Origin of the sequence: Pseudoalteromonas sp. APC 3495 (genome assembly GCF_030407645.1) — a bacterium.
Taxonomy (GTDB): domain Bacteria; phylum Pseudomonadota; class Gammaproteobacteria; order Enterobacterales; family Alteromonadaceae; genus Pseudoalteromonas; species Pseudoalteromonas tetraodonis.
The window spans coordinates 23,536-48,944 of record NZ_JASDDA010000010.1 but is presented as its reverse complement, the minus strand read 5'-3'; the positions used below and the strand labels follow the sequence as shown (position 1 = coordinate 48,944).

The 25,409-nt window shown below is 41.4% G+C and carries 20 protein-coding genes; 6 read left to right on the top strand and 14 right to left on the bottom strand.

Features of this window, described 5'->3' with window-relative positions; translation table 11 throughout:
- Positions 1-167: 167 nt before the first annotated feature.
- Both QL984_RS06255 and QL984_RS06250 read right to left on the bottom strand, forming a co-directional pair.
- Positions 168-830 carry a response regulator transcription factor gene (locus tag QL984_RS06255; RefSeq protein WP_010392247.1) on the bottom strand — a complete coding sequence of 221 codons (663 nt, stop codon included), beginning with the start codon at positions 828-830 and terminating at the stop codon, positions 168-170.
- Between the two features lie 102 nt (positions 831-932).
- Entirely contained in the window at positions 933-3,221 is a 2,289-nt protein-coding gene (locus QL984_RS06250) for a TonB-dependent receptor (protein WP_290172097.1), read from the bottom strand.
- Between the two features lie 256 nt (positions 3,222-3,477).
- Between QL984_RS06250 and QL984_RS06245 the strand changes: the two genes are divergently transcribed.
- The 6 genes from QL984_RS06245 to fusA all read left to right on the top strand — a co-directional run bounded on the left by QL984_RS06245 (position 3,478) and on the right by fusA (position 10,486).
- Positions 3,478-4,779, top strand: a complete 1,302-nt coding sequence (locus QL984_RS06245) for a GntP family permease (RefSeq protein ID WP_013466216.1) — start codon at positions 3,478-3,480, stop codon at positions 4,777-4,779.
- Between the two features lie 9 nt (positions 4,780-4,788).
- Positions 4,789-5,970 carry a homoserine O-acetyltransferase gene (locus QL984_RS06240; protein WP_138764456.1) on the top strand — a complete coding sequence of 394 codons (1,182 nt, stop codon included), beginning with the start codon at positions 4,789-4,791 and terminating at the stop codon, positions 5,968-5,970.
- Between the two features lie 4 nt (positions 5,971-5,974).
- Positions 5,975-6,736 carry a 3-hydroxybutyrate dehydrogenase gene (locus tag QL984_RS06235; protein WP_013466214.1) on the top strand — a complete coding sequence of 254 codons (762 nt, stop codon included), beginning with the start codon at positions 5,975-5,977 and terminating at the stop codon, positions 6,734-6,736.
- Between the two features lie 9 nt (positions 6,737-6,745).
- Positions 6,746-7,453 carry a CoA transferase subunit A gene (locus QL984_RS06230; RefSeq protein WP_013466213.1) on the top strand — a complete coding sequence of 236 codons (708 nt, stop codon included), beginning with the start codon at positions 6,746-6,748 and terminating at the stop codon, positions 7,451-7,453.
- A gap of 10 nt (positions 7,454-7,463) precedes the next feature.
- Positions 7,464-8,123 carry a 3-oxoacid CoA-transferase subunit B gene (locus tag QL984_RS06225; RefSeq protein WP_013466212.1) on the top strand — a complete coding sequence of 220 codons (660 nt, stop codon included), beginning with the start codon at positions 7,464-7,466 and terminating at the stop codon, positions 8,121-8,123.
- A 278-nt stretch (positions 8,124-8,401) separates the two neighbouring features.
- Positions 8,402-10,486 carry an elongation factor G gene (gene fusA, locus QL984_RS06220; RefSeq protein ID WP_013466210.1) on the top strand — a complete coding sequence of 695 codons (2,085 nt, stop codon included), beginning with the start codon at positions 8,402-8,404 and terminating at the stop codon, positions 10,484-10,486.
- Between the two features lie 183 nt (positions 10,487-10,669).
- Here the strand turns inward: fusA and mdoH are convergent, their stop codons facing one another.
- The 12 genes from mdoH to QL984_RS06160 all read right to left on the bottom strand — a co-directional run bounded on the left by mdoH (position 10,670) and on the right by QL984_RS06160 (position 25,403).
- The gene (mdoH, locus tag QL984_RS06215; protein ID WP_036957039.1) at positions 10,670-12,634 is read right to left on the bottom strand and encodes a glucans biosynthesis glucosyltransferase MdoH; all 1,965 of its coding nucleotides are present in this window, start codon (positions 12,632-12,634) and stop codon (positions 10,670-10,672) included.
- Entirely contained in the window at positions 12,606-14,225 is a 1,620-nt protein-coding gene (locus QL984_RS06210; RefSeq protein ID WP_028834694.1) for a glucan biosynthesis protein G, read from the bottom strand. Before QL984_RS06210 ends, mdoH begins: the two co-directional genes overlap by 29 nt.
- Positions 14,226-14,548: 323 nt before the next feature.
- On the bottom strand, positions 14,549-17,206 hold the full coding sequence (locus QL984_RS06205) for an ExeM/NucH family extracellular endonuclease (RefSeq protein WP_138764458.1): 2,658 nt from the start codon (positions 17,204-17,206) through the stop codon (positions 14,549-14,551).
- A 274-nt stretch (positions 17,207-17,480) separates the two neighbouring features.
- Positions 17,481-18,488, bottom strand: coding sequence for a porphobilinogen synthase (hemB, locus tag QL984_RS06200; protein ID WP_008108557.1), 1,008 nt, complete (start codon positions 18,486-18,488; stop codon positions 17,481-17,483).
- A gap of 13 nt (positions 18,489-18,501) precedes the next feature.
- Complete coding sequence (locus QL984_RS06195; RefSeq protein WP_128583422.1) at positions 18,502-20,361, bottom strand: diguanylate cyclase; 1,860 nt, start codon at positions 20,359-20,361, stop codon at positions 18,502-18,504.
- Entirely contained in the window at positions 20,361-21,146 is a 786-nt protein-coding gene (locus QL984_RS06190) for a TatD family hydrolase (protein WP_128583421.1), read from the bottom strand. Before QL984_RS06190 ends, QL984_RS06195 begins: the two co-directional genes overlap by 1 nt.
- Complete coding sequence (locus QL984_RS06185; RefSeq protein WP_090495089.1) at positions 21,146-21,655, bottom strand: hypothetical protein; 510 nt, start codon at positions 21,653-21,655, stop codon at positions 21,146-21,148. The genes QL984_RS06190 and QL984_RS06185 overlap by 1 nt, the downstream gene beginning before the upstream one ends.
- Before the next feature lies 1 nt (position 21,656).
- On the bottom strand, positions 21,657-22,397 hold the full coding sequence (tatC, locus tag QL984_RS06180; RefSeq protein ID WP_013466202.1) for a twin-arginine translocase subunit TatC: 741 nt from the start codon (positions 22,395-22,397) through the stop codon (positions 21,657-21,659).
- 49 nt (positions 22,398-22,446) lie between these two features.
- On the bottom strand, positions 22,447-22,779 hold the full coding sequence (gene tatB, locus QL984_RS06175; protein WP_013466201.1) for a Sec-independent protein translocase protein TatB: 333 nt from the start codon (positions 22,777-22,779) through the stop codon (positions 22,447-22,449).
- A gap of 5 nt (positions 22,780-22,784) precedes the next feature.
- On the bottom strand, positions 22,785-23,045 hold the full coding sequence (gene tatA / locus QL984_RS06170; RefSeq protein WP_013466200.1) for a Sec-independent protein translocase subunit TatA: 261 nt from the start codon (positions 23,043-23,045) through the stop codon (positions 22,785-22,787).
- A 79-nt stretch (positions 23,046-23,124) separates the two neighbouring features.
- The gene (ubiB, locus tag QL984_RS06165; protein WP_013466199.1) at positions 23,125-24,726 is read right to left on the bottom strand and encodes a ubiquinone biosynthesis regulatory protein kinase UbiB; all 1,602 of its coding nucleotides are present in this window, start codon (positions 24,724-24,726) and stop codon (positions 23,125-23,127) included.
- A gap of 17 nt (positions 24,727-24,743) precedes the next feature.
- The gene (locus tag QL984_RS06160) at positions 24,744-25,403 is read right to left on the bottom strand and encodes an SCP2 sterol-binding domain-containing protein (protein ID WP_013466198.1); all 660 of its coding nucleotides are present in this window, start codon (positions 25,401-25,403) and stop codon (positions 24,744-24,746) included.
- Positions 25,404-25,409 lie beyond the last annotated feature (6 nt).

Below are 25,409 nucleotides of genomic sequence, written 5' to 3'. Positions count from 1 at the left end.
TTTTGCAATTTTACATCATTTGTTAACTTTTTGGTTGGCGCGTTTGGTGGGCAGTACAGTCCGCGTATGAGCCAGCTAGTTGTAGGTGCTAATGTATGTATTAACAATTTCAGCTAGACAGCCTTAAAAAAGATTATAAAGAAATACTTAAATTGTATTAATTCATATTAGCTCGCCTCTAACTTACCAACTTGAGATAGCTGATTAAACAAAATGCCTGCTTGGGTACGGTTATACACATTCAGCTTTCGCAAAATGGCCGATACATGTTGTTTTATGGTGGTTTCTTGAATCGACATTTCAAAGGCAATTTGTTTGTTCAAGAGCCCGTCGGCTATCATCGCGAGTACACGGTATTGCTGTGGAGTGAGTTTTTCTAGGTTGCGGGCAAAATTGCTCTGTTCGTCATTAACAACCACATCAGTTAAGTCAATATCTGTTGGCAACCAAGAGTCTCCATTGAGTACATGTTCAATGGCTTCACTGATCACATCAAGGGATGATGACTTTGGAATATAGCCTGCAGCACCTAAGCTCATGGCTTGTTTTATGATAGTGGGGGTTTCGTTAGCCGATACCATAATAATTAATATATCAGGGTATTGATTTCTTAGTTGCGAGAGCGCTTGTAAACCATTGGCGCCAGGAATTGTTAAATCTAAAAATATCAGCTCTATCTCGGGGTGTGATTTTAATAAGCTAAACAAACCGTCGATATCGCTGGTTTCTTTTATATATTGTTCTGGTACTGAAGTCGCTGCTGCTTGACGTAGCGCACTTCTGAATAAAGGGTGGTCATCAGCAATTATGGTATTCACAGCACAAGCCATTTCAAATAGTCTCCAATGCATTAAGTTATATGTGATTTTGCGATGTGAAACAAGGTTTGTCTGTGGGGATATACAGACAAACCTTAACGCTTAAATTAAATTTTAAAAACGATAGCCCACAGTGAGTGATATTGTGCGGGGGTCACCGTAATAACCAATTAAGGTATTATCGCCACCAAGACCGGGTGTGTATTTGCTGGTATCAGTTGGATCTGATGGGTCAGGAGCCACGAACTGATAACCACCAATCATGTATTCTTCATCGGTTAGATTTTTACCATAAATACCCGCAGTCCAATGGCCATCTGCGCTATACCAAGTAACACCAATATTTAATAATCCGTAGGCGTCTTGTGTTAAGAGGCTATCTTCTTCGAATAACGCATAATCACCACGGTGATAGTAATTACCATTTATAACGAAGTCGCCCATTTCTGTGTATAAACGATAGGTAGCACCTAAGTTGAAAGTTAGATCTGGGGTGTTTGAAACACTAAAACGGTCTGATTTATCAAATGTTTCACCGGTATCAGGATTGGTATCAATTACATTTTCAAAACTACTGTCGATGTAACCTATTGACGCGTCGAAAGTTAGTGCATCGTTTGCAACATAGCTAAGTTCTAATTCAACGCCATCAGACTTAGACTCGCCAATATTACCTAAGCGCTGGTTTAAATCGGCGGCGCTGTCACCGGGTAATACCGATATGTACTGACGGTCTTTATGATCAAGTGTGAATACAGTTAAATTTGCGCGTAAATTATCATTCCATTCGCTTTTCATGCCTAACTCAATAGAGTCAACCACTTCGGGCCTTGCTGCAGGTTCTGCTGTTGTAGCTCGTGGATTAAATGTCCCTGACTTAAACCCTTGCGAGTAACTAGCAAAAAACATGATGTCGTTATTATATTGATATTCAACACCCGCACGAGGCGTAAAGCGTGACCAATCTTCGCTGTCATCTAGTACCGTAGGCACGAGTTGTCCTTCTGGGCGAACATAACCTGGGATCCAACCTGATTCAGGGTAAACAATGTCAAAAATAAGACCATTATTTACAATCGCTTCTTTGCTGTCTTTGGTATAGCGCGCGCCAAGTGTCATTGACCATTTTTCATCAAAGTCGTAGCTTCCTTGTATATATGCCGCTTTACTGGTGGAATTGCTGCAACCGCTTACTTCACGCGTAAGCCCTGGGGCACCTAAACTTTGACCAAGCACACCTAATATTGCTTCAAACTGGCCACACGATTCACCATCATAGTAATATAAGCCCGATACTAATTTGTAGTTATCGCCACTGTGATTTAGCTGCAACTCATGCGTGGTTTGTTCATCGTCATAAATGGCTGGAACATCAAAAATAGGTAAAGAGGTATTATCAAAGTCGATATTGGTTGGTGAATAGCTTTCTCTTGTTGCTGCAACGTATTTAATGCTGGTGTTTGCGCTCATATCCCAACGAGCAGTTAAGCTCATACCTTCAAGTTCTACTTTGTTCCATGTTGGTAAACTAGTATAAGAGTCATACACGCTATCGGGTACAGGTGCATTAGTTAATATGCTTGGAAGTAAGCGATACCCGCCTTTCGCGTTAGAGTCATCATCGGTTTTATCCCACGCTAAACGAAAGAATAAGTCATCGGTAGGGGTGTACTCTAACGTAACCCGTGCTGCGGTAACATCTTTGTTATAGTTTTCGCGGTCTTGATTATCAAGCGCTGACGTTAAAAATTCACCATAGCCATCACGGTTCAATGTGGCAAAACCAAAACCAACATAGAGTTTTTCGTCAATAAGCGGGAGCTGCCCAGTGACTTTTAAATCTTTTTGGCTGTAGCTGCCTACGGTGCCTTGAATATTTAGCGTTGCATCTCCGCTCATTTCTTTAGTGACATACTTAACTGCACCACCAATAGTGTTTTTGCCATATAGCGTACCTTGTGGGCCACGTAACACCTCAATTTGTTGTACATCAAGTAAGTCGAGCACGGCACCTTGCGGGCGGGCGATGTATACATCATCAATGTAAATACCTACGCCAGGTTCATAGCCCCAAAGCGGGTCTTGCTGACCTACACCGCGAATAAACGCAGTGATGGTAGAGTTAGTGCCTCGGCTTGATTGTAGCGTAGTGTTGGGTGAAAACTGCTGTACTTCAGTCATTACGCTGATGCCGTTTTCTGCTAATTCTTGTGCGCCAATTGAGGTTACGGCAACCGGAACTTCTTGTAAGTTTTCAACGGTTTTGCGAGCGGTTACTTCTATTCGCTCTAACTCTGCTTTTTTTACTTTAGGCGCTTGTTCAGCTGCCACACTTGTTGCACTTAATAAGGCGAGTGAAACAGCGAGTGTAACGGGTGTGATATTTTGTTTGAGCTTTATCATGGTGTGTTCCTGTTGTTATTAGTTGATTATTTGTTTGCTCATGTCACCTGCACTTAATGTAGAAGATAGTGTTAAAAAATGAATTAGTACCATAGTGCTATAAAAGCTTAACACCTTGACTTATATGATTTTTGTGTAAGTTTTATAACGTATAGTACCTTAGTGCTATGTCTTTATTTGCGCTGAGCGATAAAACTAACAACAGTTACTGCGATGTCACCTCATCTGGGTAATAACAATAATTATAGGAATGTCTATGCTGAGCATGATAGGGCTGTTAGGCGGTTTAATACTGCTGATAATTTTAACGTTGCGCGGGGTCAATTTATTTATTGCCGCGCCAATATGTGCATTGTTGGTGGCACTAACAAGCGGGATGGCTATATTCCCGGTGACTGCCGACAGTAATTTTATTAACGCGTACATGGATGGCTTTGCTGGATTTTTAAGTGCATGGTTTTTTATGTTTTTACTGGGCTCGTTGTTCGGTAAGTTTATGGAAGATACTGGTGCAGCAGATAGTGTAGCCAGTTACATTGTTGGCAAGTTAGGTATGAAGCATGCGGTGCTGGCGGTGGTGATTGCTTGTGCCGTGCTGACTTATGGCGGAGTCAGTGTATTTATTGTGGCGTTTTCGGTTTACCCGATGGCGCTCAGTTTATTTAAAGATGCCGATTTGCCGCGGCGCTTTATACCCGCAACATTAGCGTTTGGCTCAGTGACATTCACTATGACCTCTGCGGGCTCGCCTGAAATTCAAAATTGGATACCCGTAAAGCATTTAGGTACCTCACCCTATGCGGCATGGGAAGTAAGCTTAGTAGTGGCCATTTTTATGGCAACAGTCGGTTACTTTTGGCTAAATAAAATGATTAAAAAGGCGGTTGCCAAAGGTGAGCGTTTTGCTGCTAGAGAAGACGATCCAATTATTTTAGAGCGTGAACGCCCTCATCCAATCACCGGCGTAATTCCTTTGCTGGTGGTGCTACTCTTATCATTTATGTTGCATGATGTTTTACAACAAACCGCACTAATTGTGGCGTTGCTTGGTGGTGTTTTAAGTATTGTGGTCATCAATTATAAGTATTTTCATAACATGGCAAATGCCATCAATATGGGGACCACTGGCGCCTTAGTTGCTATAGGTAACACTGCTGCTGTAGTAGGGTTTGGCGCAGTGGCTAAAGTATCGCCGGCGTTTATTGCTGCTGTTGATGCTATGACTCATATGCCAGGTAATGAGTTGGTGGGGGCTGCTGTTGCCGTGAGCGTAATAGCCGGATTAACGGGTTCAGCATCCGGCGGGCAAGCGATTGCACTACCGCTTGTGGCTCCTGGATATTTGGATATGGGGGTTAATCCAGAGCAATTACACAGAGTGGTTGCTATTAGTTCTGGTGCATTAGACAGCCTGCCACATAATGGTTACGTGGTCACAACTATACGTGCCATTTGTAAAGAAACACATCAACGCGCTTATTGGCCATTAGCCGCATTGACGGTGGTTATCCCATTGGTTGGGGTGGCTCTTGCGCTGAGCTTATTCATCACTTTTTAAGGAATTGCAATGAAAACAATATTAATAATAGGGTTGCTGTTTTTATTTAGTAGTACGGTGTCTGGCGCTGATAAAGCAGAGCCGTTACTAGTAGAAAAGCAACATTTCAGCACAGAAAACTTCACAACGGTTTCGGGTACAACATTGCCACAGGTTGATATTGGTTGGGAAAGTTATGGTGAGCTTAACAAAGCTAAAGATAATGTAATCTTGATCACTCATTATTTTTCAGGAACCTCTCATGCAGCAGGTAAATATTCAGCCGACGACGCCGCAGCAGGATACTGGGATGCGTTAATTGGCCCAGGAAAAGCCATAGATACTAACAAGTATTTTGTGATCAGCTCTGACACCTTAGTCAATGCTAATTGGCATGATCCACACGTAATCACTACGGGTCCTGCATCAATTAACCCTGCGACAGGTAAACCTTATGGCTTGGATTTTCCAGTGGTTACTATTACTGATTTTGTTAACGTACAAAAACGCTTATTAGAGAGTTTGGGCATTACTAAATTACATGCCGTGATGGGCGCATCTATGGGCTCTTTTCAGGCGCTAGAGTGGGCAACGCGTTATCCAGATCAGGTTGAACGCCTAATCCATGTTATTGGTGCAGCAACCATGGATGCATGGACTGTCGCTGCGCTTGAAAAATGGGCACTCCCCATTCGTTTAGATAAAAACTGGCAGCAAGGTAATTACTACGACAAGGAGCGCCCATTAGATGGACTTGCCGCAACCATGCTAAATATTACCCAAGATGCGATGCATCCAATTATTTATAACGCTAGCTTCCCTGACTTTAACGTACTTGATGAAGGCGCGTTAAAAGACATTCGTACCTTGCCTAAGTTAAACCAAGTACTAGCACAGCGTGCAATGGCGCGTGCAAAAACCCAAGATGCAAACCATGTATTGTATTTGGTACGGGCATCACAACTGTTTACTGCCGGTATGGGAGGCAACTTAAGCGCAGCACTTAAAAAAATTAGCGCTAAAACACTGTTATTGCCTGCAACCAATGATTTACTGCTACGCCCTGAAAATATGCGCACTGTATATGAGTCAATGAAGTCGCTTGGGAAAGAGGTTCAGCTTTCTGAAATTGAAGGCGGCTGGGGGCATCTCGATGGAATTTTTTCAATCTCGCCTAAAGCGCAGCTGATCAGTGAATTTTTAGAGGAGTAGCAGTATGAGTAAAAACGTATTAATCACCGGCGCGGCTAGTGGTATAGGGCTACACATTGCTGAGCAGCTAGCCCGAGCTGGGCATAGCATTATTGTGACCGACCTTAATGAACAGGTAGCTCAACAAGCCGCGCAAAAAATAGTTAATCAGGGCGGTAACGCTCAGGGCTATGCATTGAATGTGGCAGATAGCCAAGCGATTGAAGATTTTTTTAGCACTTTTACGCTACCTGTGGATGTATTAATTAATAATGCAGGAATACAGCATGTAGCGAAATTAGAAGACTTTCCTGCAGATAAGTGGCTGCTTTTACAGCAAGTGATGTTGGTAGGTCCCGCAATGATGAGTAAAGCGGTACTGCCACGCATGCGTGAGCAAGATTTTGGCCGCATCATTAATATAGGTTCTATTCACGCCATGGTGGCCTCTAAGTATAAATCTGCTTATATCGCCGCGAAGCATGGCTTAATTGGCTTTGCTAAAACCATGGCATTAGAAACAGGTGATGCCAATATTACTATTAATACAGTGTGCCCAGCGTATGTAAAAACGCCATTAGTGGAGCAGCAAATTGCCGCACAAGCCAAAGAGCATGGTATTTCTGAGCAACAAGTAATTGACACCATTATGCTGGCACCCATGCCGAAAAAGGCATTTATCGGCTTAGACGAAATCTTGCATACCGTGAGTTTTTTAATGGCAGATGCTGCACGCAACATAACCGCTCAAGCAATCGCTATTGATGGCGGTTGGACTGCACAATAGGAGGAGCCAATGGCAGGTTTTGATAAAGTAGTAACAAGCTACAGTGACGCTATGACTGGGCTTGAAGATGGCATGACCGTGATTGCTGGTGGTTTTGGTTTGTGTGGTATTCCTGAAGGCTTGATTGCACAAATTAAACGCCAAGGGACACGTAATTTAACCGTAGTATCTAATAATTGTGGTGTTGATGGTTTTGGGCTTGGATTACTACTTGAAGATAAACAAATTAGTAAAATGGTCGCTTCTTACGTCGGTGAAAACGCACTTTTCGAGCAACAATTACTTAGTGGCGAGTTAGATGTTGAACTAACGCCACAAGGGACGCTAGCCGAAAAAATGCGCGCAGGCGGCGCCGGAATTCCAGCGTTTTATACCGCAACGGGTGTCGGTACGCCTGTGGCTGAAGGTAAAGAAACCCGTTCAATCAAGGGGCGCGAATATTTATTAGAGCCCAGTATAATCGGTGACTTTGCCATTGTGAAAGCATGGAAGGCAGATCGCTATGGTAACTGTATTTATCGTCATACAGCGATGAACTTTAATCCTATGGCAGCCACCGCTGGTAAAATTACCGTATTAGAGGTTGAAGAAATTGTCGAGCCCGGAGAGCTTGAGCCAAGCCAAATTCATACGCCAGGTATTTATATCGATCGCGTTATTAAAGGTGAGTTTGAAAAGCGTATTGAAAAAACCACCACTCGAGCGACAAAGTCCTAAGGAGCACATAATGGCATTAACACGAGAGCAAATAGCAAAACGCGTGGCAATGGAATTACAAGATGGCTACTACGTTAACTTAGGAATAGGGATACCTACATTGGTGGCCAATTATGTGCCTAAGGGCATTGAGGTAATGCTGCAATCAGAAAATGGGTTACTGGGCATGGGGCCCTATCCTAGCGCTAAAAATGTAGATGCCGATATGATCAACGCAGGAAAAGAAACAGTAACCGCAGCTACGGGTGCCGCTATTTTTAATTCTGCTGAAAGCTTTGCCATGATCCGTGGTGGGCATGTTGATTTAACCGTGCTGGGTGCGTTTGAAGTGGACCAAAACGGCAACATTGCCAGTTGGATGATCCCTAATAAATTGGTCAAAGGTATGGGCGGGGCGATGGATTTAGTGGCTGGGGCAAAAAACATTATTTGCACTATGACCCATGCTAATAAACACGGTGAATCAAAGCTACTGAATGAATGCAACCTACCGTTAACCGGTGTTGGTTGTATCAATAAAGTAATTACTGATTTGGCTCTATTAGAAATAAAAGATGGCGCTTTTCATTTATTAGAATGTGCACCCGGTGTGACTATTGATGAAATCAAAGCCAAAACTGCGGGTAATTTAGTTATTAGCGACAAAGTCAAAACTATGAGTTTTGAGTGATTTTACTAACGATTTGCATGGGGTAAAATAATTGTATTTGCTTCATGCCATTACTCAGTTGCGCTTTTGATGTTTAACAATGACGCTGATAAAGACTTAAGTCGTTTAAATACAGTTTATAATATGCCACTTTTAAGCCCATCTCATACCTCAAAATATCTTTAAAGCAAGTTTTTTATAAATTGATTGCATTTTAAGCGACTTCTATGGTGATGTTCGCTTTAAGTAATGCTATACTCCCGCCGAATAATTTATCGACTTTATTAAGAGTAAAATTAATGGCAGATTTATCGAAGTACAGAAACATTGGTATTTTCGCGCACGTTGATGCGGGTAAAACCACAACTACTGAGCGTATCCTAAAGCTTACAGGTACTATCCACAAAACAGGTGAGGTTCATGATGGTGAATCGACTACCGATTTCATGGATCAAGAAGCTGAGCGCGGTATTACTATCCAGTCTGCGGCAGTAAGCTGTTTCTGGAAAGATCACCGTTTTAACGTTATCGATACTCCTGGACACGTTGACTTCACCGTTGAAGTTTACCGTTCACTTAAAGTATTAGATGGCGGTGTGGGTGTATTCTGTGGTTCTGGTGGTGTTGAGCCACAATCAGAAACTAACTGGCGCTACGCGAATGAGTCAGGTGTTGCACGTATCATCTTCGTAAACAAATTAGACCGTATGGGTGCTGATTTTTTCCGTGTAACAGCGCAAGTACAAAAAGTACTTGGTGCTACTCCACTTATCATGACTTTACCAATCGGTATCGAAGATGAGTTCTGTGGTGTTGTTGATGTTTTAAACAAAAAAGCATACATCTGGGATGAGACAGGTCTTCCAGAAAACTACACTATTGAAGACGTTCCTGCAGACATGGTAGAGAAAACTGATGAATACCATGAAATGCTTATCGAAACTGCTGTAGAGCAAGACGATGACCTAATGGAAGCGTACATGGAAGGTGAAATCCCTTCAATCGAAGACATCAAGCGTTGTATCCGTAAAGGTACTCGTGACCTTGCGTTCTTCCCTACATTCTGTGGTTCTGCATTCAAAAACAAAGGTATGCAACTTGTACTTGACGCAGTAGTAGATTACCTACCTGCTCCTACAGAAGTTGATCCTCAACCTCTTATGGATGAAGAAGGTAACGAAAACGGCGAGCATGCAATCGTATCTGCTGACGAACCTTTCAAAGCGTTAGCATTTAAGATCATGGATGACCGTTTCGGTGCATTAACATTCGTACGTATCTACTCTGGTGTGCTTAACAAGGGTGACACTATCCTTAATGCATTTACTGGTAAAACTGAGCGTGTTGGCCGTATGGTTGAGATGCAAGCAGATGAGCGTAAAGAGCTTACTTCAGCGCAAGCGGGCGATATCATCGCTATCGTTGGTATGAAGAACGTGCAAACTGGTCACACTCTTTGTGATCCTAAGCACCCAGTAACACTTGAGCCAATGGTATTCCCAACTCCAGTAATCTCGATTGCTGTACAGCCTAAAGATAAAGGCGGTAATGAGAAAATGGGTGTTGCTATCGGTAAAATGGTTGCAGAAGATCCATCTTTCCAAGTTGAAACTGATGAAGATTCAGGTGAAACTATCCTTAAAGGTATGGGTGAGCTTCACTTAGATATCAAAGTAGATATCCTTAAGCGTACTTACGGTGTAGACCTTATCGTTGGTCAACCACAGGTTGCTTACCGTGAAACTATCACTCGTGAAATCGAAGATAGCTACACGCATAAGAAACAATCTGGTGGTTCTGGTCAATTCGGTAAAATCGATTACCGTATCAAGCCTGGCGAAGTGGGTTCTGGTTTCACGTTCACATCTTCAGTTGTTGGTGGTAACGTACCTAAAGAATTCTGGCCTGCAGTTGAGAAAGGCTTTAAGTCAATGATGAACGAAGGTGTTCTAGCTGGCTTCCCAGTACTTGACGTTGAAGTTGAACTTTTCGACGGTGGCTTCCACGCCGTGGATTCATCAGCAATCGCATTCGAAATCGCAGCTAAAGGCGCTTTCCGTCAGTCTATCCCTAAAGCGGGTGCACAACTTCTTGAGCCAATCATGAAAGTTGACGTGTTCACGCCAGAAGATCACGTAGGTGACGTAATCGGTGACCTTAACCGTCGTCGTGGTATGTTAAGCGACCAAGAAGCTGGTTTAACTGGCGTTCGCATTAAAGCAGACGTACCGTTATCAGAAATGTTCGGTTACATCGGTTCACTACGTACAATGACATCAGGTCGTGGTCAGTTCTCTATGGAGTTCTCACACTACGCACCATGTCCACAAAACGTAGCTGACACAGTAATCGCTGCAGAAAAAGAGAAAAAAGCGGCTAAGTAATTAGCACTTTAACTCTTTAAAAAAAACCCGCACTTGTTGCGGGTTTTTTATTGTCTGAAGGTTATTAAGCTCGAAAATTAAAACGTGCGGTCATAAAAAAGGAACAACAGTTAGTTGCTCCTTTTTTATTTATTATGACTATACCAATCTTCAAAATAGCTGACTTAATTAAGCGAATTGGTATTAATTTAGCTTATTAGCTGTTTTTGTGATGAGTGCTTTAAACTTCTTACGATGTGATTCACTACTAAAGCTCTGAATAGGCATGGTTACTTTATGTTCTTGTGGTAACAGCGGTATTGCTGTTGAATAACGCCCTGCAGGTGGAACGGTTATCTCTTTGAGGTGTACTTTAAGTGCCGCTAATGTTGCATCATTATCGACTTCACTCGGGCAGAGAAAAATCCCCCATTTTCTGAGCTTAACGCCTAGCTTGATACTACTTGAATAGCGCACAATAGGTGCAGCGAGTATGAGCCCTAATAAAATAGGAGATAACCACCAAAAAAAGACTGGCGTAAAGTAATAAGCAACGCTACCCCATACAATGGCAATCAGCGAAGAAAGCAATGTATAACTAAACGCTTCTTTCCATGGCACCATTCTGCCTTCACGCGGTTGAGCGTCCCATTTTACTTTTTTACCTAAAAATACACAGACTACAAAATATGCATGAAAAACCATCATTAATGGTGCCACAATAATGGCAAACACGGTTTCAATTATAGACCCTAAAGTAAGTTTTAATGCACCACCAAAGCGCTGCTTACGGTGTACTAAGGTAACAATCACGCCCATGAGTTTAGGCAATAATAAAATAATGATAGTTAGGTAAAGTAATGAGTCAATGAGTTCTGTTTTGGCTATTTGCCAAGTTGGAAATAGTTGATAGGCGCGATTAAAATAGACATCGCTATTTAAAGCGCGTGTTACCGCATCTATGGTACTTAACGCCAGCATAGATAACCAAATGAGTGATGATATATACGCGGTTGCACCCAGTAAAAAATGCAGCTTACTCATTAGCTTTAATTTTGCTGATGATAATAAGCCAAGGTGTTGAATATTACCTTGAACCCAGCGTCTATCGCGTACAGCATAATCTAATATGTTGCTCGGAACTTCCTCGTAACTGCCTTCAATATCGGCAAGTAATAATACGTCCCAATTCGCGCTATGTAATAAAGAGGCTTCCACAAAATCATGACTTAAAATTTCACCACCAAAAGGCGCTTTACCTTTTAGTGTTGGCAAGCCACAGCAATCAATAAATGCTTTGACGCGAATAATGGCATTATGGCCCCAGTAATTGGCTTTGTCGGTCTGCCAAAAAGCAGAGCCGGTAGCTAACATTGGACTATAAAGAATTGAAGCGAACTGTAAAAAGCGTCCAAAAAAGGTATCTTGGCGCACAGGAATAGGGATAGTCTGAATCAATCCCGTTTGTGGATTATTTAGCATACTGGTAGTGAGCTCTAGCATGCATTGGCCAGTCATTACACTATCGGCATCCAATACAATCATATGCTCGTATTGGCTACCCCAGCGCTCACAAAAGTCGGTTAAGTTACCCACTTTACGATGTTTGTTATCTTCACGGCGACGATAAAATACCTGCTTTGCAGTATCACCTAAGCGCTCACATAACGCATGCCATGCACTTAATTCATTACTAGCAATAGTTGCGTCTTGTGTATCGCTTAGTAAATAAAAATCAAAGTGTTTTAATTGCCCTGTCGCTTTTAATGATTGTAAGCTGACTTCAAAGCCTGCAATCACTCTGTGCGTATCTTCGTTATATATAGGCATAACCACAGCTGTTTTTTGCTGTGATAGTGCTTCACTGTTAATAGAGACCGGCTTTATTTTTTTAAGTGTGAGTGGATCTATCCGAAATAGCTGCAGTATAAAACCAATACAACCACTACAAAATGCGGTGACTATCCACGCAAAAGTAATAGAAAATAAAGCAAGAAGTGCATACTCAAGCAAGGTCATGCCATTTGAGTTTAAAATTTCAAACATAATTGAAATGCCATAGCCTGAAAGACCAATAGCAGCGATAGCAAATAACCACACACGAAGTGTTTTAAAAGGCATCGGCGTGCCTGCGCTTTGTTTACTTGATGTCATTTGGATACCAAACATAGCTCCATACCTCGCTCACTTCTTTATTACGTAGCTTTAGCGATAAACGCATATCTACAGGATCACTACCTTGGGGAGCGACTTTAAAAGCAACACGCCAACCTAATGATTTTGGTAATTTTTGCACTGTAATATCGCGGGCTTCACCGGTAGTCAGCTGAAGATCTGCGCTAAGTGCTAATTTTGCTGATAACTGATTGATATCAGGGCCGGTAAAGTCAACAGTAAATTGACGATGGCTTTTTGGCGGTGGATTATCTTCACCAGGTAATGCGGCACTACCGATACGCGTTCTAGCTACTTTGGCCAAATTATTTTGGCTTAGATAATCATTAAACGTCGTCATCTTATAGCTAAACTTTAATGCCTCTCCAGCTTTGAACGGCTTTTCAGGAACCCAATAACTTACAATATTATCGTTTGTTTCAGTATCTGTTGGAATTTCTACTAGCTCAACACGGCCATTGCCCCATTCACCTTGTGGTTCTATCCAAAGGCTAGGGCGGTCATGGTAATGCGCTTCTATATCAAAGTAGTTATTAAAGTCACGGTCACGCTGCACAAGGCCAAAGCCTTTTGGATTCTCATATGAAAAAGAGGTTACACTGAGTTGGGATGGATTATTAAGCGGACGCCACACCCAATTACTCTCTTGTGACTGCGTGAGCAAACCATCTGAATCATGTACTTCAGGGCGGTAATCATCAAAAAACTTAGTGCTATTTTCACCGTGATAAAACATGCTCGTTAATGGCGCTATACCTAGCTTTTTAACATCTTTACGCGCAAAAATTTGCATGTCGACGTTAACTCGTGTCTGTGTGTTTGGGTCTATTTCAAACTTGTAGGCTCCCGCTACCGATGGGCTATCGAGTAAAGCAAAAATAGTAATATTAGTTTGCTCTGGTGTTGGTTTTACTAACCAAAACTCTTTGAATGAAGGAAACTCTTCACCAGATGTTTGTGCGGTATCAATTGCCAATCCGCGTGCTGATAAGCCATAAACTTGATTAGGTCCAACTAGGCGAAAATAAGAAGCGCCCTGAAACACCATAATTTCATCTTTATAGTCATCGTTATTTAGTGGGTAGTGCAATCTAAAACCAGCATGCCCTAACTGTGTACCTTCAACACTTTTCGCTATTTCATCTTTTAGGTGTGCTGCTGTTCCATCATATTGATAAAAGTCTGTGCTAAATGGGAGACGGCTAAGCTTGGCATCTTGATCAACGATATTGATTTTGACTGGGGTTTTATATAAAAAACCTGGGTGAAATAGTTGCAGCTCATAAAGCCCTTCATCTTTCCATACCGATTGATCGTGTTTGAAGCGGATTGAGCGGTAGTCTTGATAATCAATACTATTAAGCGCCTCTATTTGTATGTTTTTAGGTGCAATGTAATCTTGCTCAGCAAGCTTTTTAGCACGCGCACTTATCACATCAAATAAGCTGCCTTGTGGTATTGCCGCTTCTAATGAGGTTGCTGCAATGGCGTTGTTCGTTCCCCACAGTGAAAAAACTATCAACATCCCTACCAAAGGTTTAAAAGCCCTTTGACAAGTTGATATAAGGTGAATGCGTTCTTTCATTTTGAATCCTTTATAAAAATATATTTACAGCGAGAGTAACGTCTATCTCAATGGTTTTTATATGGGTTAGCAGGACTGGGCAATTATCGTTTTAGCGCAGGTGTAGTAACGCAGCTTCACACTTTGTATTTATTAAACAATAAATGAAAGGTGTGAAATTTGATAAAGGCCATATCAAGGTTTGCATAGATAGTAAGCAATGTTTGCTGAAGCTTGTCTGAATTACATTTGTATAAAAAATAAAAAAGCCGCGAAAGCGGCTTTTGAGTAACTATATAGATATTTTAGGTCACAATACCTAATTGTTAACCGACTAATTAAGCTTAATCAGCATACTTTGTTGCTTTGTACGTTAATTTAACATTACCAAAAGGAATGGCGCCGTTTACACGCACTCGCCACTTACCTTCTTTAGGGTTGGTAAATGAACAGCTTTCGCTATTACCGAAGCTTATTGAGGCGCAATCTTTTCTGAAAAGAGTCGGGTTTCTTTTATGGCGTACAAATAAGTTTGCATCACCCCAGCCACCGTCAAGGCTAACCGTTAGCTCGTCATAACCTTGTGGGATTTCAAAGCTGTAGCTTTTCCACCAAAACCACCCGCCAATATTATTAATTTCGCCAATAATTACTTCAGGTTCTGGCTCAGGTGGCGCGATAATGGTCGAGCGAATATCGACAATAACAGGGTCATGATCTGACGCTCTGTAAGGACCTTGAGCATATAAGGTTGATTGTTGTGCGTCAGATTTAAACTCAACGTTATAATCAAGCGAGATAGGCTCATCGGCATTAATGTGCCAATCGGTTGCACTGACTACTTTATTTAATAAGCTTGGACTGACTAGGGCGTGATCTAAACTACCCGCTCGGCCAGAAAAGCTATAAGAGTAACCTAAAGTGTTGCCATCTAGCTCAGCAACCACATTTTTAAGGCCTTTATCAGCAAATGCACGGATAGGATCTTCCATTGCATAGGCGTTCATGTCGCCAACAAGAATGATATCTTCATCATCAACCCCTGTTGGTTTGCTATTTAACCAATCAGCAAATGCATTGGCGCCAGCAGTTCGAATTTCGTTCCAACATGCTTGGCCGTCATTTTGATCAGCGTTTCCACCAGTTGCACTTCCACAACCACCTTTAGATTTTAAGTGAGCAACGGCAACAGTAAAGACTTCTTCTGTCTCTAAAGACTTAAAGCTTTGCGCAATAGGTGCGCGATTGCTGTAGTCAAAAGGCGCGTCAGTTGTAATCGCTGCTGTTCCTACTTGCTGTACTTTATCAGCACGATAAATAAGCGCGGTAGTAATAGCGTCGGTGCCGATTTTATCAACGCCAAAGTCCACAAATGCATATTGATTTTGACTGTCGGCATCATTAAGTGCATTTACTAAGCTTGCAACTGCGCTAAATTCGCCAAAGCCGTCATTTTCAATTTCCATTAAGCCAATCACATCAGCTTGCATAGCACTGATAGCACTAACTAGTTTGGCCTGTTGACGAATTAATTCTACTTCTGAGTCAGCGCCTCGGCTAGTTGGGAAACCGCTGCCTTGGCCGTCGCCATTAAAGTAGTTAAGTACGTTAAAGCTGGCAACACGTAAATCAGCGTCAGGGTTTAACTCTGGTGCATCGGTACGCGGATTCGTTGCTATAAACTGAGGTGTGACCGTTGGGTGAATACGGTAAGTGCTAAAACTGTACGCTAGGGCGCCAGTAACGGTATTTACTGTATCGCCAGTACGCAGCGTATTCTCTGCTGATAATCCAGGTACAGGGTAAGCAATAGGGTCGCGATTTTGACGAGTTGAGCCATCATCTACGAGTATTTTTTTAGTTAGATTTTGCGCTTCAACCGCATTTGCTGCCGCACCAGGAAGTGCAACTTGTGTCCCTTGATATAAACGTTCGGTGGCAAGCTCTAATTCACCGTAACGACCTAAACCATAGTTATTCGTGACAACTAATGGCTGCTCTAGGGTCACCAACATACCTTCAAATGCTTCTAACTCACTTTGATCGATAACGGGTAAAGTGATTTTAGTCGGATAAGCTGAAAGGCCGGTATCACAAATAGCAACTTGGCTAACATCACCAATTTGGGTGGCATCAAAGTACTCTTCAACAGTACCTTGTACGCGAACATGGTCGCCAACATTAACATCAGTATTGGTAAAGTAAACAAATACACCTTCAGAAGTAAGGGGATTTGCATCTTCATCACTATTAAGTGAATTTACAAAAAAGCCTTTGAGCTGATCATCTGCTTGGAAATCAGCTGTCACAACGCCTTCAAATTCAACCACAGTGTTAACCAGTCGACTGCTTGCGCCTTCACCTTGAATACTGCTAATTAATGTTTTATCAGCGCCACATAGTAAAGGATCTTCAGGTTCTGGCTCAGGATTAGGTGAAGAATTCCCTGCAAAGATACCTAGATCACTAAAATCATCTTGATCAAATTGCAGCCATAGCTCACTTGGATTAAAAGCGCCATCGGCATCAGTGCGTCCGTTTAATTGAGTTTCTTTACGGCGCAGTGTTTTATTTTGTGTTTGTACGCCACCTTCAGACCAAAATGAACCTGGATCTACGCCGCGTTGACCAAAGCTATCAATAACGGTTGAGCCTTGCGTAAGTACCAGTGCGTCATCACCATTAAAGTTAGTGACGGCGCTGAGTTGATCTGCTTTTTCTTTTAATTCAACTGAAGCATTACCATTAACAATGACATACGTGCTATTAGCAGCAAGTTCACCGGTTAAATCGAGCGTATTGTTTGCCTCTGTATTGCCATTTGAATAGAGACTTAGGGTGTAGCCATCCAATGACAGTGGGGTTGTCGAATTATTAAATAGTTCTACTGCTTTATTATAGCTACTGCCCTCTACGTATTCTGATATAACGAGGTTAGCGGTAGCGGGTGCACTGAGGCTTGCTAACACAAGCGCCAATGGCGTTATTTTTGTTTTCAACATTATTATTTTTTCCCGTGTTTTTGTTTCCCCAAATGGGACGCTTAGTGTAATGAAAAATGATTACAAATAGAATACAGAATGTTAACAATATTAAGTTTTGTTATTTTTTGAGGTAGAACGTACAGTTGTGTGTTTGGTTTTAGGTAAGGCAGAGCCTGTGTAGTGTGATTACTATCTATAAAAATAGGGGGTAACGCTGCATAAATGCCAACTATGTGTTGTTCTTAAAAATAAAAAAAGGGCAATAAAGCCCTTTTATATCAATATGCTTTTATTATTTATTTAAATAGCGGGCAGCCTGCTTTGCAAAGTAAGTCAGAATGCCATCAGCACCTGCACGTTTAAATGCTAATAAAGATTCCATAATAGTGGCTTCCTCACTCAGCCAGCCGTTATCAATAGCGGCTTTATGCATCGCGTACTCACCACTTACCTGATAAGCAAATGTTGGTACACCAAATTCATCTTTAACGCGGCGTACAATGTCTAAATAAGGCATACCTGGCTTAACCATTACCATATCGGCGCCTTCTTGCAAATCAAGAGCCACTTCGCGAATAGCTTCATCAGAGTTGGCAGGATCCATTTGGTAAGTTTTTTTATCAGCGCCTTTTAAGTTTCCTGCTGAACCGACAGCATCTCTAAATGGGCCATAGTAGCTTGATGCATACTTTGCTGAATAGGCCATAATGCGAGTGTGAATAAAGCCATCGGCTTCAAGGGCTTCACGAATTGCACCAATACGCCCATCCATCATGTCTGATGGGGCAACAACATCAGCACCTGCATGTGCGTGTGATAGCGCCTGCTTAACTAAAATTTCGGTAGTGACGTCATTAATTACATAACCTGCATCATCAATAATGCCGTCTTGACCATGCACAGTAAATGGGTCAAGTGCAACATCGGTGATCACGCCAAGCTCTGGAAAGGTTTCTTTTAATGCGCGAACAGTTCTTTGTGCTAAGCCATCATCGTTATACGCTTCTTCAGCGAGTAGAGATTTTTTATCTGCAGGGGTAACAGGGAAAATAGCGAGCGCAGGGACGCCTAAATCAACTAATTCTTTAGCTTCTTCTAGCAGTAAATCAATTGATAAACGTTCAATGCCGGGCATCGATTCAATGCTTTCACGACGATTTTTACCTTCAAGCACAAAAACAGGATAAATAAGATCATTAACACTCAGCTGGTTTTCAGCCATAAGGCGACGAGAGAAATCATTACGGCGCATTCTACGCATGCGAGTATATGGGAAAAGGTCTAGTCCAGATTGGGCCATAAGTTATACGCTCCTACTGTGAGATTGGAAAATTAACCACTTGATTGCGGCCATGTTGTTTTGCTAGATAGAGTGCCTTATCGGCACGCTCAGTAAATGTTTCAGGGTTATGAACATCATCGGCAATATGAGTATAAACACCGGCACTAATGGTGTATTTAATCGTAGTACCTGCAACACTGACAGTGTTTTTTTCTATTGCGCACCGTATTTGCTCGGCAATAGCTAACGCACCTTGATTATTAGTATTGGGTAGCAGGACGACAAATTCTTCACCACCATAACGCGCCACTTCATCAAGAGGACGTTTTAATTGTTGTTTAATAACATCACAGACTGCTCGAATTACCTGATCGCCGGTTAAGTGGCCATACGTATCGTTGATTGCTTTAAACTTATCTATATCAAGCATAATGATGCTCAAGGGTGTTTGCTCACGGCGTGAACGGCGAATTTCCATGATTATTTTTTTATCAAAAAAGCGTCTATTTTTTACCCCTGTTAGAGCATCTTCCATATTGAGTTGTTCAAGCTCACGGTTTTTATCTTCAAGTTCCCTAAGCGTGACTTGTAACTCAAAGGTGCGCTCATCAACTTGGTTTTCAAGTTCATGACGAGTGCGCTCTTGTAATTCAATCCGCTCATTTAAGAGCGCATCTTGCGCTGCACTTTTTGCAATCAATGCCTGTTGTGTTGTGACTTGCTCATCGCGTTGTAATATAAATAATTTTATGACGGTGTAGCTTAAACAAAATGAGCAGCTTAAAGAGGCCGCGAAGGTGAGTATTAAGCTGGATCTAGTGACGGTATACAGGCCTGTTAACGCAACGGAAAAATGAATGACTACAATTAAAAAGAACCCAAGTGCCATAAATAGAGATTTATTGGGGCTCGTGGGGTTTTTTCGTAGGTAAAATAATGTTGTGACAACATGATAACTTAAAATGACAGGAATGCTTAAAATAGCAAACAAAGCCACGCTTGGAGTAGGCAGCAACCCTATAAGTACAATAACCAATGCATATAAGGTGGTAATTATTGTTTGCCCTTTAACTAAGTTGGATTTAATGGGTATGCAAACATGGCGCTGTAAAGGAAGAAACAATACCGTGATCAGCATTAGCAAAATAGGCAGCATTAACTGTTGCAAGGCTGCTATGCTTGGGGGGGCATAACGAAACCCAAACCCGCCTAAATATGCTAAAAATAGGCTAAGCATCAGTGTAATCACACCGGCATAGGCAAAATAATGTTTACGTGAAAAAGCAAATAAAACCAAGCTACTGATAGCCAAAGAAAAAATAAATCCAATCAGTAATCCATAGTGCAAGTTAAGCATACTTTTATGGGCTAATAATGTATCTTGTTGCCATAAGGTGAGGGGGACGCGAAGCCCGATTCCCGCATTATTATTAACGTTAAGATAAACGGTGGTTTCGCTGTTAGCGGGAAGTGTTAATTTAACCAGCAAAGACTCACTTTTAATCGCTCTATCAGATAAAGGAAGAGCATCACCAAGATGTTCCGATTTTAGTTGCTTCTCACCCATAAAGTGGTACAGGTATACATTGTTTAGAAGTGGGTTATCTAACGATAAAATTGGCTCTGTTGGCTTATTAAGATAATTATTTAGTTGAAATTTAATCCACACAGGGCGAGTTTCAAGACCTAAATTAAGCGGTTTATTATTAAGTAACTGCCATTGTTGTAAGTTGCTTTGTTGTGCATCTTCTAATGAATTTGGGGTAAATGAATAATGAATAGACTCTATTTTTTTTGAACTAAATTCGCTATTTATATCGATTGCACTTGCAGGGAAACAGGATGTAAAAAACACCATGATGAATGCCAGCAAGGTGCTAAAGATGCGCATTATTTTTTCTCTAATCCAAATAAGCGATTAAAGTTTTCACGAGTATGCTTTGCCACTTCAGATGCCGGAATGCCATAAAGCTGAGCAAGCGTGTCACACACATAATGCAGCAATGCTGGCTCGTTTCGTCTTGATTTTGGCTTTGGTTTAACAGTACGAGGAATTAAAAATGGCGAATCGGTTTCTATTAATAAACGTTCAATAGGAATACTCGGTATAAGTTGCTGTAACTCCTCGCCACGTCGTTCGTCACATACCCAGCCGGTAATACCAATATAAAGTCCTAAGTTTAAGTAACCTAAGAGTGCTTGTGCATTACCTGTAAAGCAGTGCAGGACACCGCGAACAGTAAACTCTTTTAAAATAGTGAGCATATCCTCACTGGCATCACGTTCATGCAAATAAACAGGCAAGTTGAGTTTTTCAGCTAATGCGAGCTGACGACGCAAAACAGCACGTTGTATATCTCTAGGGGAAAAGTCGCGATTGTAATCTAGTCCGCATTCACCTATGGCAATAACCTGCTCATTTTGAGCGAGCTGAGTAAGTTGTTGCTCAAGCTCAGGGGTTGCTGTTTTAGCGTCATGAGGGTGAATACCAGCGGTAGCATATTGATTATAGTGCGCAGCAAGTGCTAATGATTCTTCACTGGAGCTGATATCACAGCCAATAATCAGCATTTGGTTTACGCCCGCATCTTTTGCTCTGGCGAGCACCTCTTGATGCTGACCATCAAATTGATGATTAGTTAAATTTACGCCAGCATCAATTAACGTGTATTGCATTACTGAGTACGTTTTACACGAATTGAACGGTTTTGATCTGCTTTTTTAAGTAAAAAAGAGTTGAATACGCCACGGCTAATAATAACAGTATCGCCTTCGTCTAATCTTAAGCTATCTGAACCAATTTGACGCCATTGCTGGTTATTTTCTAAGGTAATGATTAGCTCACCATAAGGTGCTTTTTTAACAGATGAAATCTTTGACGTAATAGACTCTTCACCATTTTCCGCAATTTCTTTATGCTCTAAACCAAACTCTTTTGCTTTAGTGGCCACAGGCGCTGTTGCAGCGGGAGCCTCAGCTTTTACATTTGTTTGTGCCGATTTGCTTAGCTGGCTTTGTGCTGGTTGTGTTAAAGACTTTCCGGCAATGGTGTTGTCGTAGCAGAGTAAACGATTAAAGTCGTTTTCAATAAAACTACAGGCTTGCAAAGCTTGCTCATTAATAGGAGTAGCGGCTAAAACCGGTACGCTGACTAAAGCGAGTAAAGAAAGTAAATACTTGTTCATATTATTCCTTAGATTCTTGTTGTGGTTTTGCGGTATAAAATTTAGCTAAAATTAAACCAAGCTCAAATAAAAGCAGCATAGGTAGTGCCAATAGGGTTTGTGAAAGCACATCAGGTGGCGTTAAAAACATTGCCACTACAAATACGCCAACCACTATATAGGGACGCTTTTCTTTTAAACTTTGTGTGGTTGTTGCACCGCTCCAGCAGAGCAACATAATTGCAACTGGGATTTCAAATGCGATCCCAAAAGCAAAAAACAGCTTGAGCACAAAGCCTAAATAACTACTTATATCGGGCGCAAGCGTCATCATTTGCGGCCCTACACTGGTGAAAAACCCTAAAATTATAGGCAGCACCACAAAGTAACAAAAAGCAATGCCACTATAAAATAAGATAATACTGGAAGCCAATATGGGCATCAGCATTTTCTTTTCATGTTGATATAAACCCGGGGCTATAAACCCCCAAATTTGATGCAAAATCCAAGGAATGGCAGCAAATAAAGCAACAAATAACGTCAGCTTAAAAGGGGCAAAAAACGGTGCAGTAACATCCGTTGCAATCATAGTGGCTGTACTAGGTAAATGAGCAACTAAAGGAGCGGCTACAAAGGTATAAATATCGTTTGCAAAGTAAATTAAGCCAATAAAAATCACTAAAATACTTAATAACGATTTAATTAGCCGGTCACGTAATTCAATTAAATGAGCGACAAACCCTGATTTTACTTCCTCAGTCATTGTGTTTTATACCGTGTATTAATTGCATGAAAAAAAGAGAGTGCTATGTTCACTTTGAGTCATCTGTTTGTTGGCTATTTGATGCTGGCGTTTGACTTTTTTTATAGCTATGGGTGACTGATTGCGCCGCTTGTTGTAGCTCAGAAACAGAGTTTTGTAGGTCAGGACTTAAATCTTTAAGACCTTGTTGCTCTGCTTTTTTTAGATTTTCGTGTAGTTCATGTACACGAAGCTCCTCGCTCACCTCCGCTTTTACGGAATTGGCCATTGCTTTTGCTGTTTTAACCCAACGGCTCACAGTTCTAATAGCGACAGGTAAGCGCTCAGGACCAAGCACCACCAAACCGACAATAAATACCACAACAAGCTCCCACATTCCCATGCTGGTTAAACCTTGTCGTTGTCTTTAGTTTTGCTAGTTGTACTTGAATCGATAGGTGTTGATTCTGCTGATTTTTCAATGTGTTCTGTTTTATTTTCGCTGGCTTGTTTTTCAGCGCTTTGTTCATCCGACATCGCTTTTTTAAAACCTTTAACTGCGCCGCCTAAATCACCACCGATACCGCGTAGCTTTTTGGTACCAAATAAAAGTACAATGATTGCAAGTACAATTAATAGCTGCCAAATACTAATACCACCAAACCCCATGGTTTTCTCCTGCTTTTAAAGCCGTTAATATTAAGATTAAATGCTGATTATACGCCCACAGCGGTAAATAGCACTTAGTTTATGCGCGGCGCCAAGCCGCTATAAAGCCAACTACAGCACAGCCTAAGACAACGCCAGCAGCCATTAAGTTGTGTTGTAAATAAAATAATGCTGAAACAATCATCGCTGCACTACTAAAAAGTCCTAAAACCAAGGGCTTATGTGAAACCGTTGATGTTGGAGGTTGTGCGTGCGGTGCTCGTTTTAAATTTTGATAAATTAAATCAGGCAACTCAGGCATTTTTTCTGCCCAAAACGGTAAGTTTGCATACATTTGCTTTAGTACAGAAAGCGGGCCAACCTGTTGTTTTACCCAGTCTTCTAAAAACGGTTTTGCGGTTTTCCACAAATCTAGTTGTGGATAAAGCTGGCGACCTAAGCCTTCAACATACAACAAGGTTTTTTGTAATAATACGAGTTGTGGTTGAACCTGCATATTAAAACGACGTGCAGTATTAAATAAATTAACCAGTACATGGCCAAATGATATTTCAGCAAGTGGTTTATTAAAAATGGGCTCGCAAACGGTACGAATGGCAAATTCAAACTCTTCAATGCTGGTATCGGGCGGCACCCATCCTGAATCAACATGTAGCTGAGCTACTTGGCGGTAGTCACGATTAAAAAAGGCAATAAAGTTTTCAGCTAAATAACGTTTATCTTCTTTGTTAAGTGTTCCCACAATGCCGCAATCTATGCCAATATATTTAGGATTGTGCGGGTTTTCGCGCGACACAAAAATATTGCCAGGGTGCATATCTGCATGAAAAAAACTATCGCGGAATACTTGGGTAAAAAACACTTCCACTCCGCGCTCAGCTAGTAATTTCATATTGGTATTTTGTGCCATCAGTGCTTCAGTATCTGACACCGGAATTCCGTAAATTCGCTCCATAACCAGCACATTATTGCGGCTGTAGTCACTGTATACTGTTGGAATATATAGCGATTCTGAGTCTTCAAAATTACGCTTTAATTGAATGCCGTTAGCACCCTCACGCATTAAGTCTAGTTCATCGAGTAATGTTTTTTTATACTCTTTAACCACTTCTACAGGGCGTAAGCGTTTCGCTTCATTAATTAACTTACCAACAACTTTAGCTAATTTTTCCATTAAGGCTAAATCGGCATTAATTTGCTGCTCAATGTTAGGGCGAATAACTTTAATAACAACATCTTGCGATTCGCCCTGCGCGTCAACGAGGGTGGCAGTATGCACTTGAGCAATTGAGGCCGATGCCAAGGGGGTTTGTGAAAACTCGCTAAATAGCTGGCTAATATCATCTATTTCTAATGCTTTTTCGATGATCTTTTGCGCTAATTCACCTTCAAAAGGTTCTACCTGATCTTGTAAAAATGCTAACTCTAGCGCGATATCGTGGGGTAACAAGTCACGACGGGTTGAGAGCATTTGGCCAAATTTTATCCACACCGGGCCAAGTTGTTGCAGCGCTAAACGAAGTCTTAAGCCCGGGGGTTTATTTTTGTGTTGGTTGCGCAACCAAAACAAACTTCCTCGTGCAAGTTTAGCAAACCAAGGTACTTTGTGTTTTGGAATAAGCTCATCGAGTCCGTAGCTAAGCAGGGTTTTAGTTATGTAATACAGTCGGGCAGTTGACACAAAAAATCCTTAGCGCGTTAAAGTGCTTTAATTAGGGCGTTAATGCGTTGCTCAATGGCAGCAACTTGGCTTTTTAGTGCTCTATTTTGTTGTTTAAATTGCGCAAGCTCTAATGGGTGAATTGTAATTGCCAATTCATCTTGGAACAGGCTGATCAAGGTGCTATCGAGCTGTGATTTTGCTTTTTTACCTTGCTGCTTAAACGACTGAAAGTGCAAATAAAGTTGTTGTGCAGGTGCATCCCCAACATACTTTGCTAGTTGCTCTGGCCAATCAATGTCTAAACTTGAAAAGGCGGAACTATAATTTTGAGCTATGTTTAAATCCCCTTGCAAATCAAGTTTGTCTTGACGTATAAGCTGGGTAAGCATGGCTGGATTTTTAAGAGCTAACAAGGTGTTTATATTGGCACTGATCATACAGTCAGCGTCAGCATGTGCTAATGCAGTGTAAAGATGTAGCTGCTGATTGGCATAAGTAATGGCTATTTTTTGCTGCCAATCTCTAACTTCAACTAATAAACGCTGATGTTCTACCGCTTTTAGCTTATCGACTAAGCTCGGGTCGAGTTTAAGCGCTTGATTTAATACTTGTTCAATAAGCGAAAGCACAAAGCTCGGTAGCATAAAAAAACTGCTTTCAGCCGATTGTTCTTTATTGTTTTCTTCAAGCGCCATAAATTA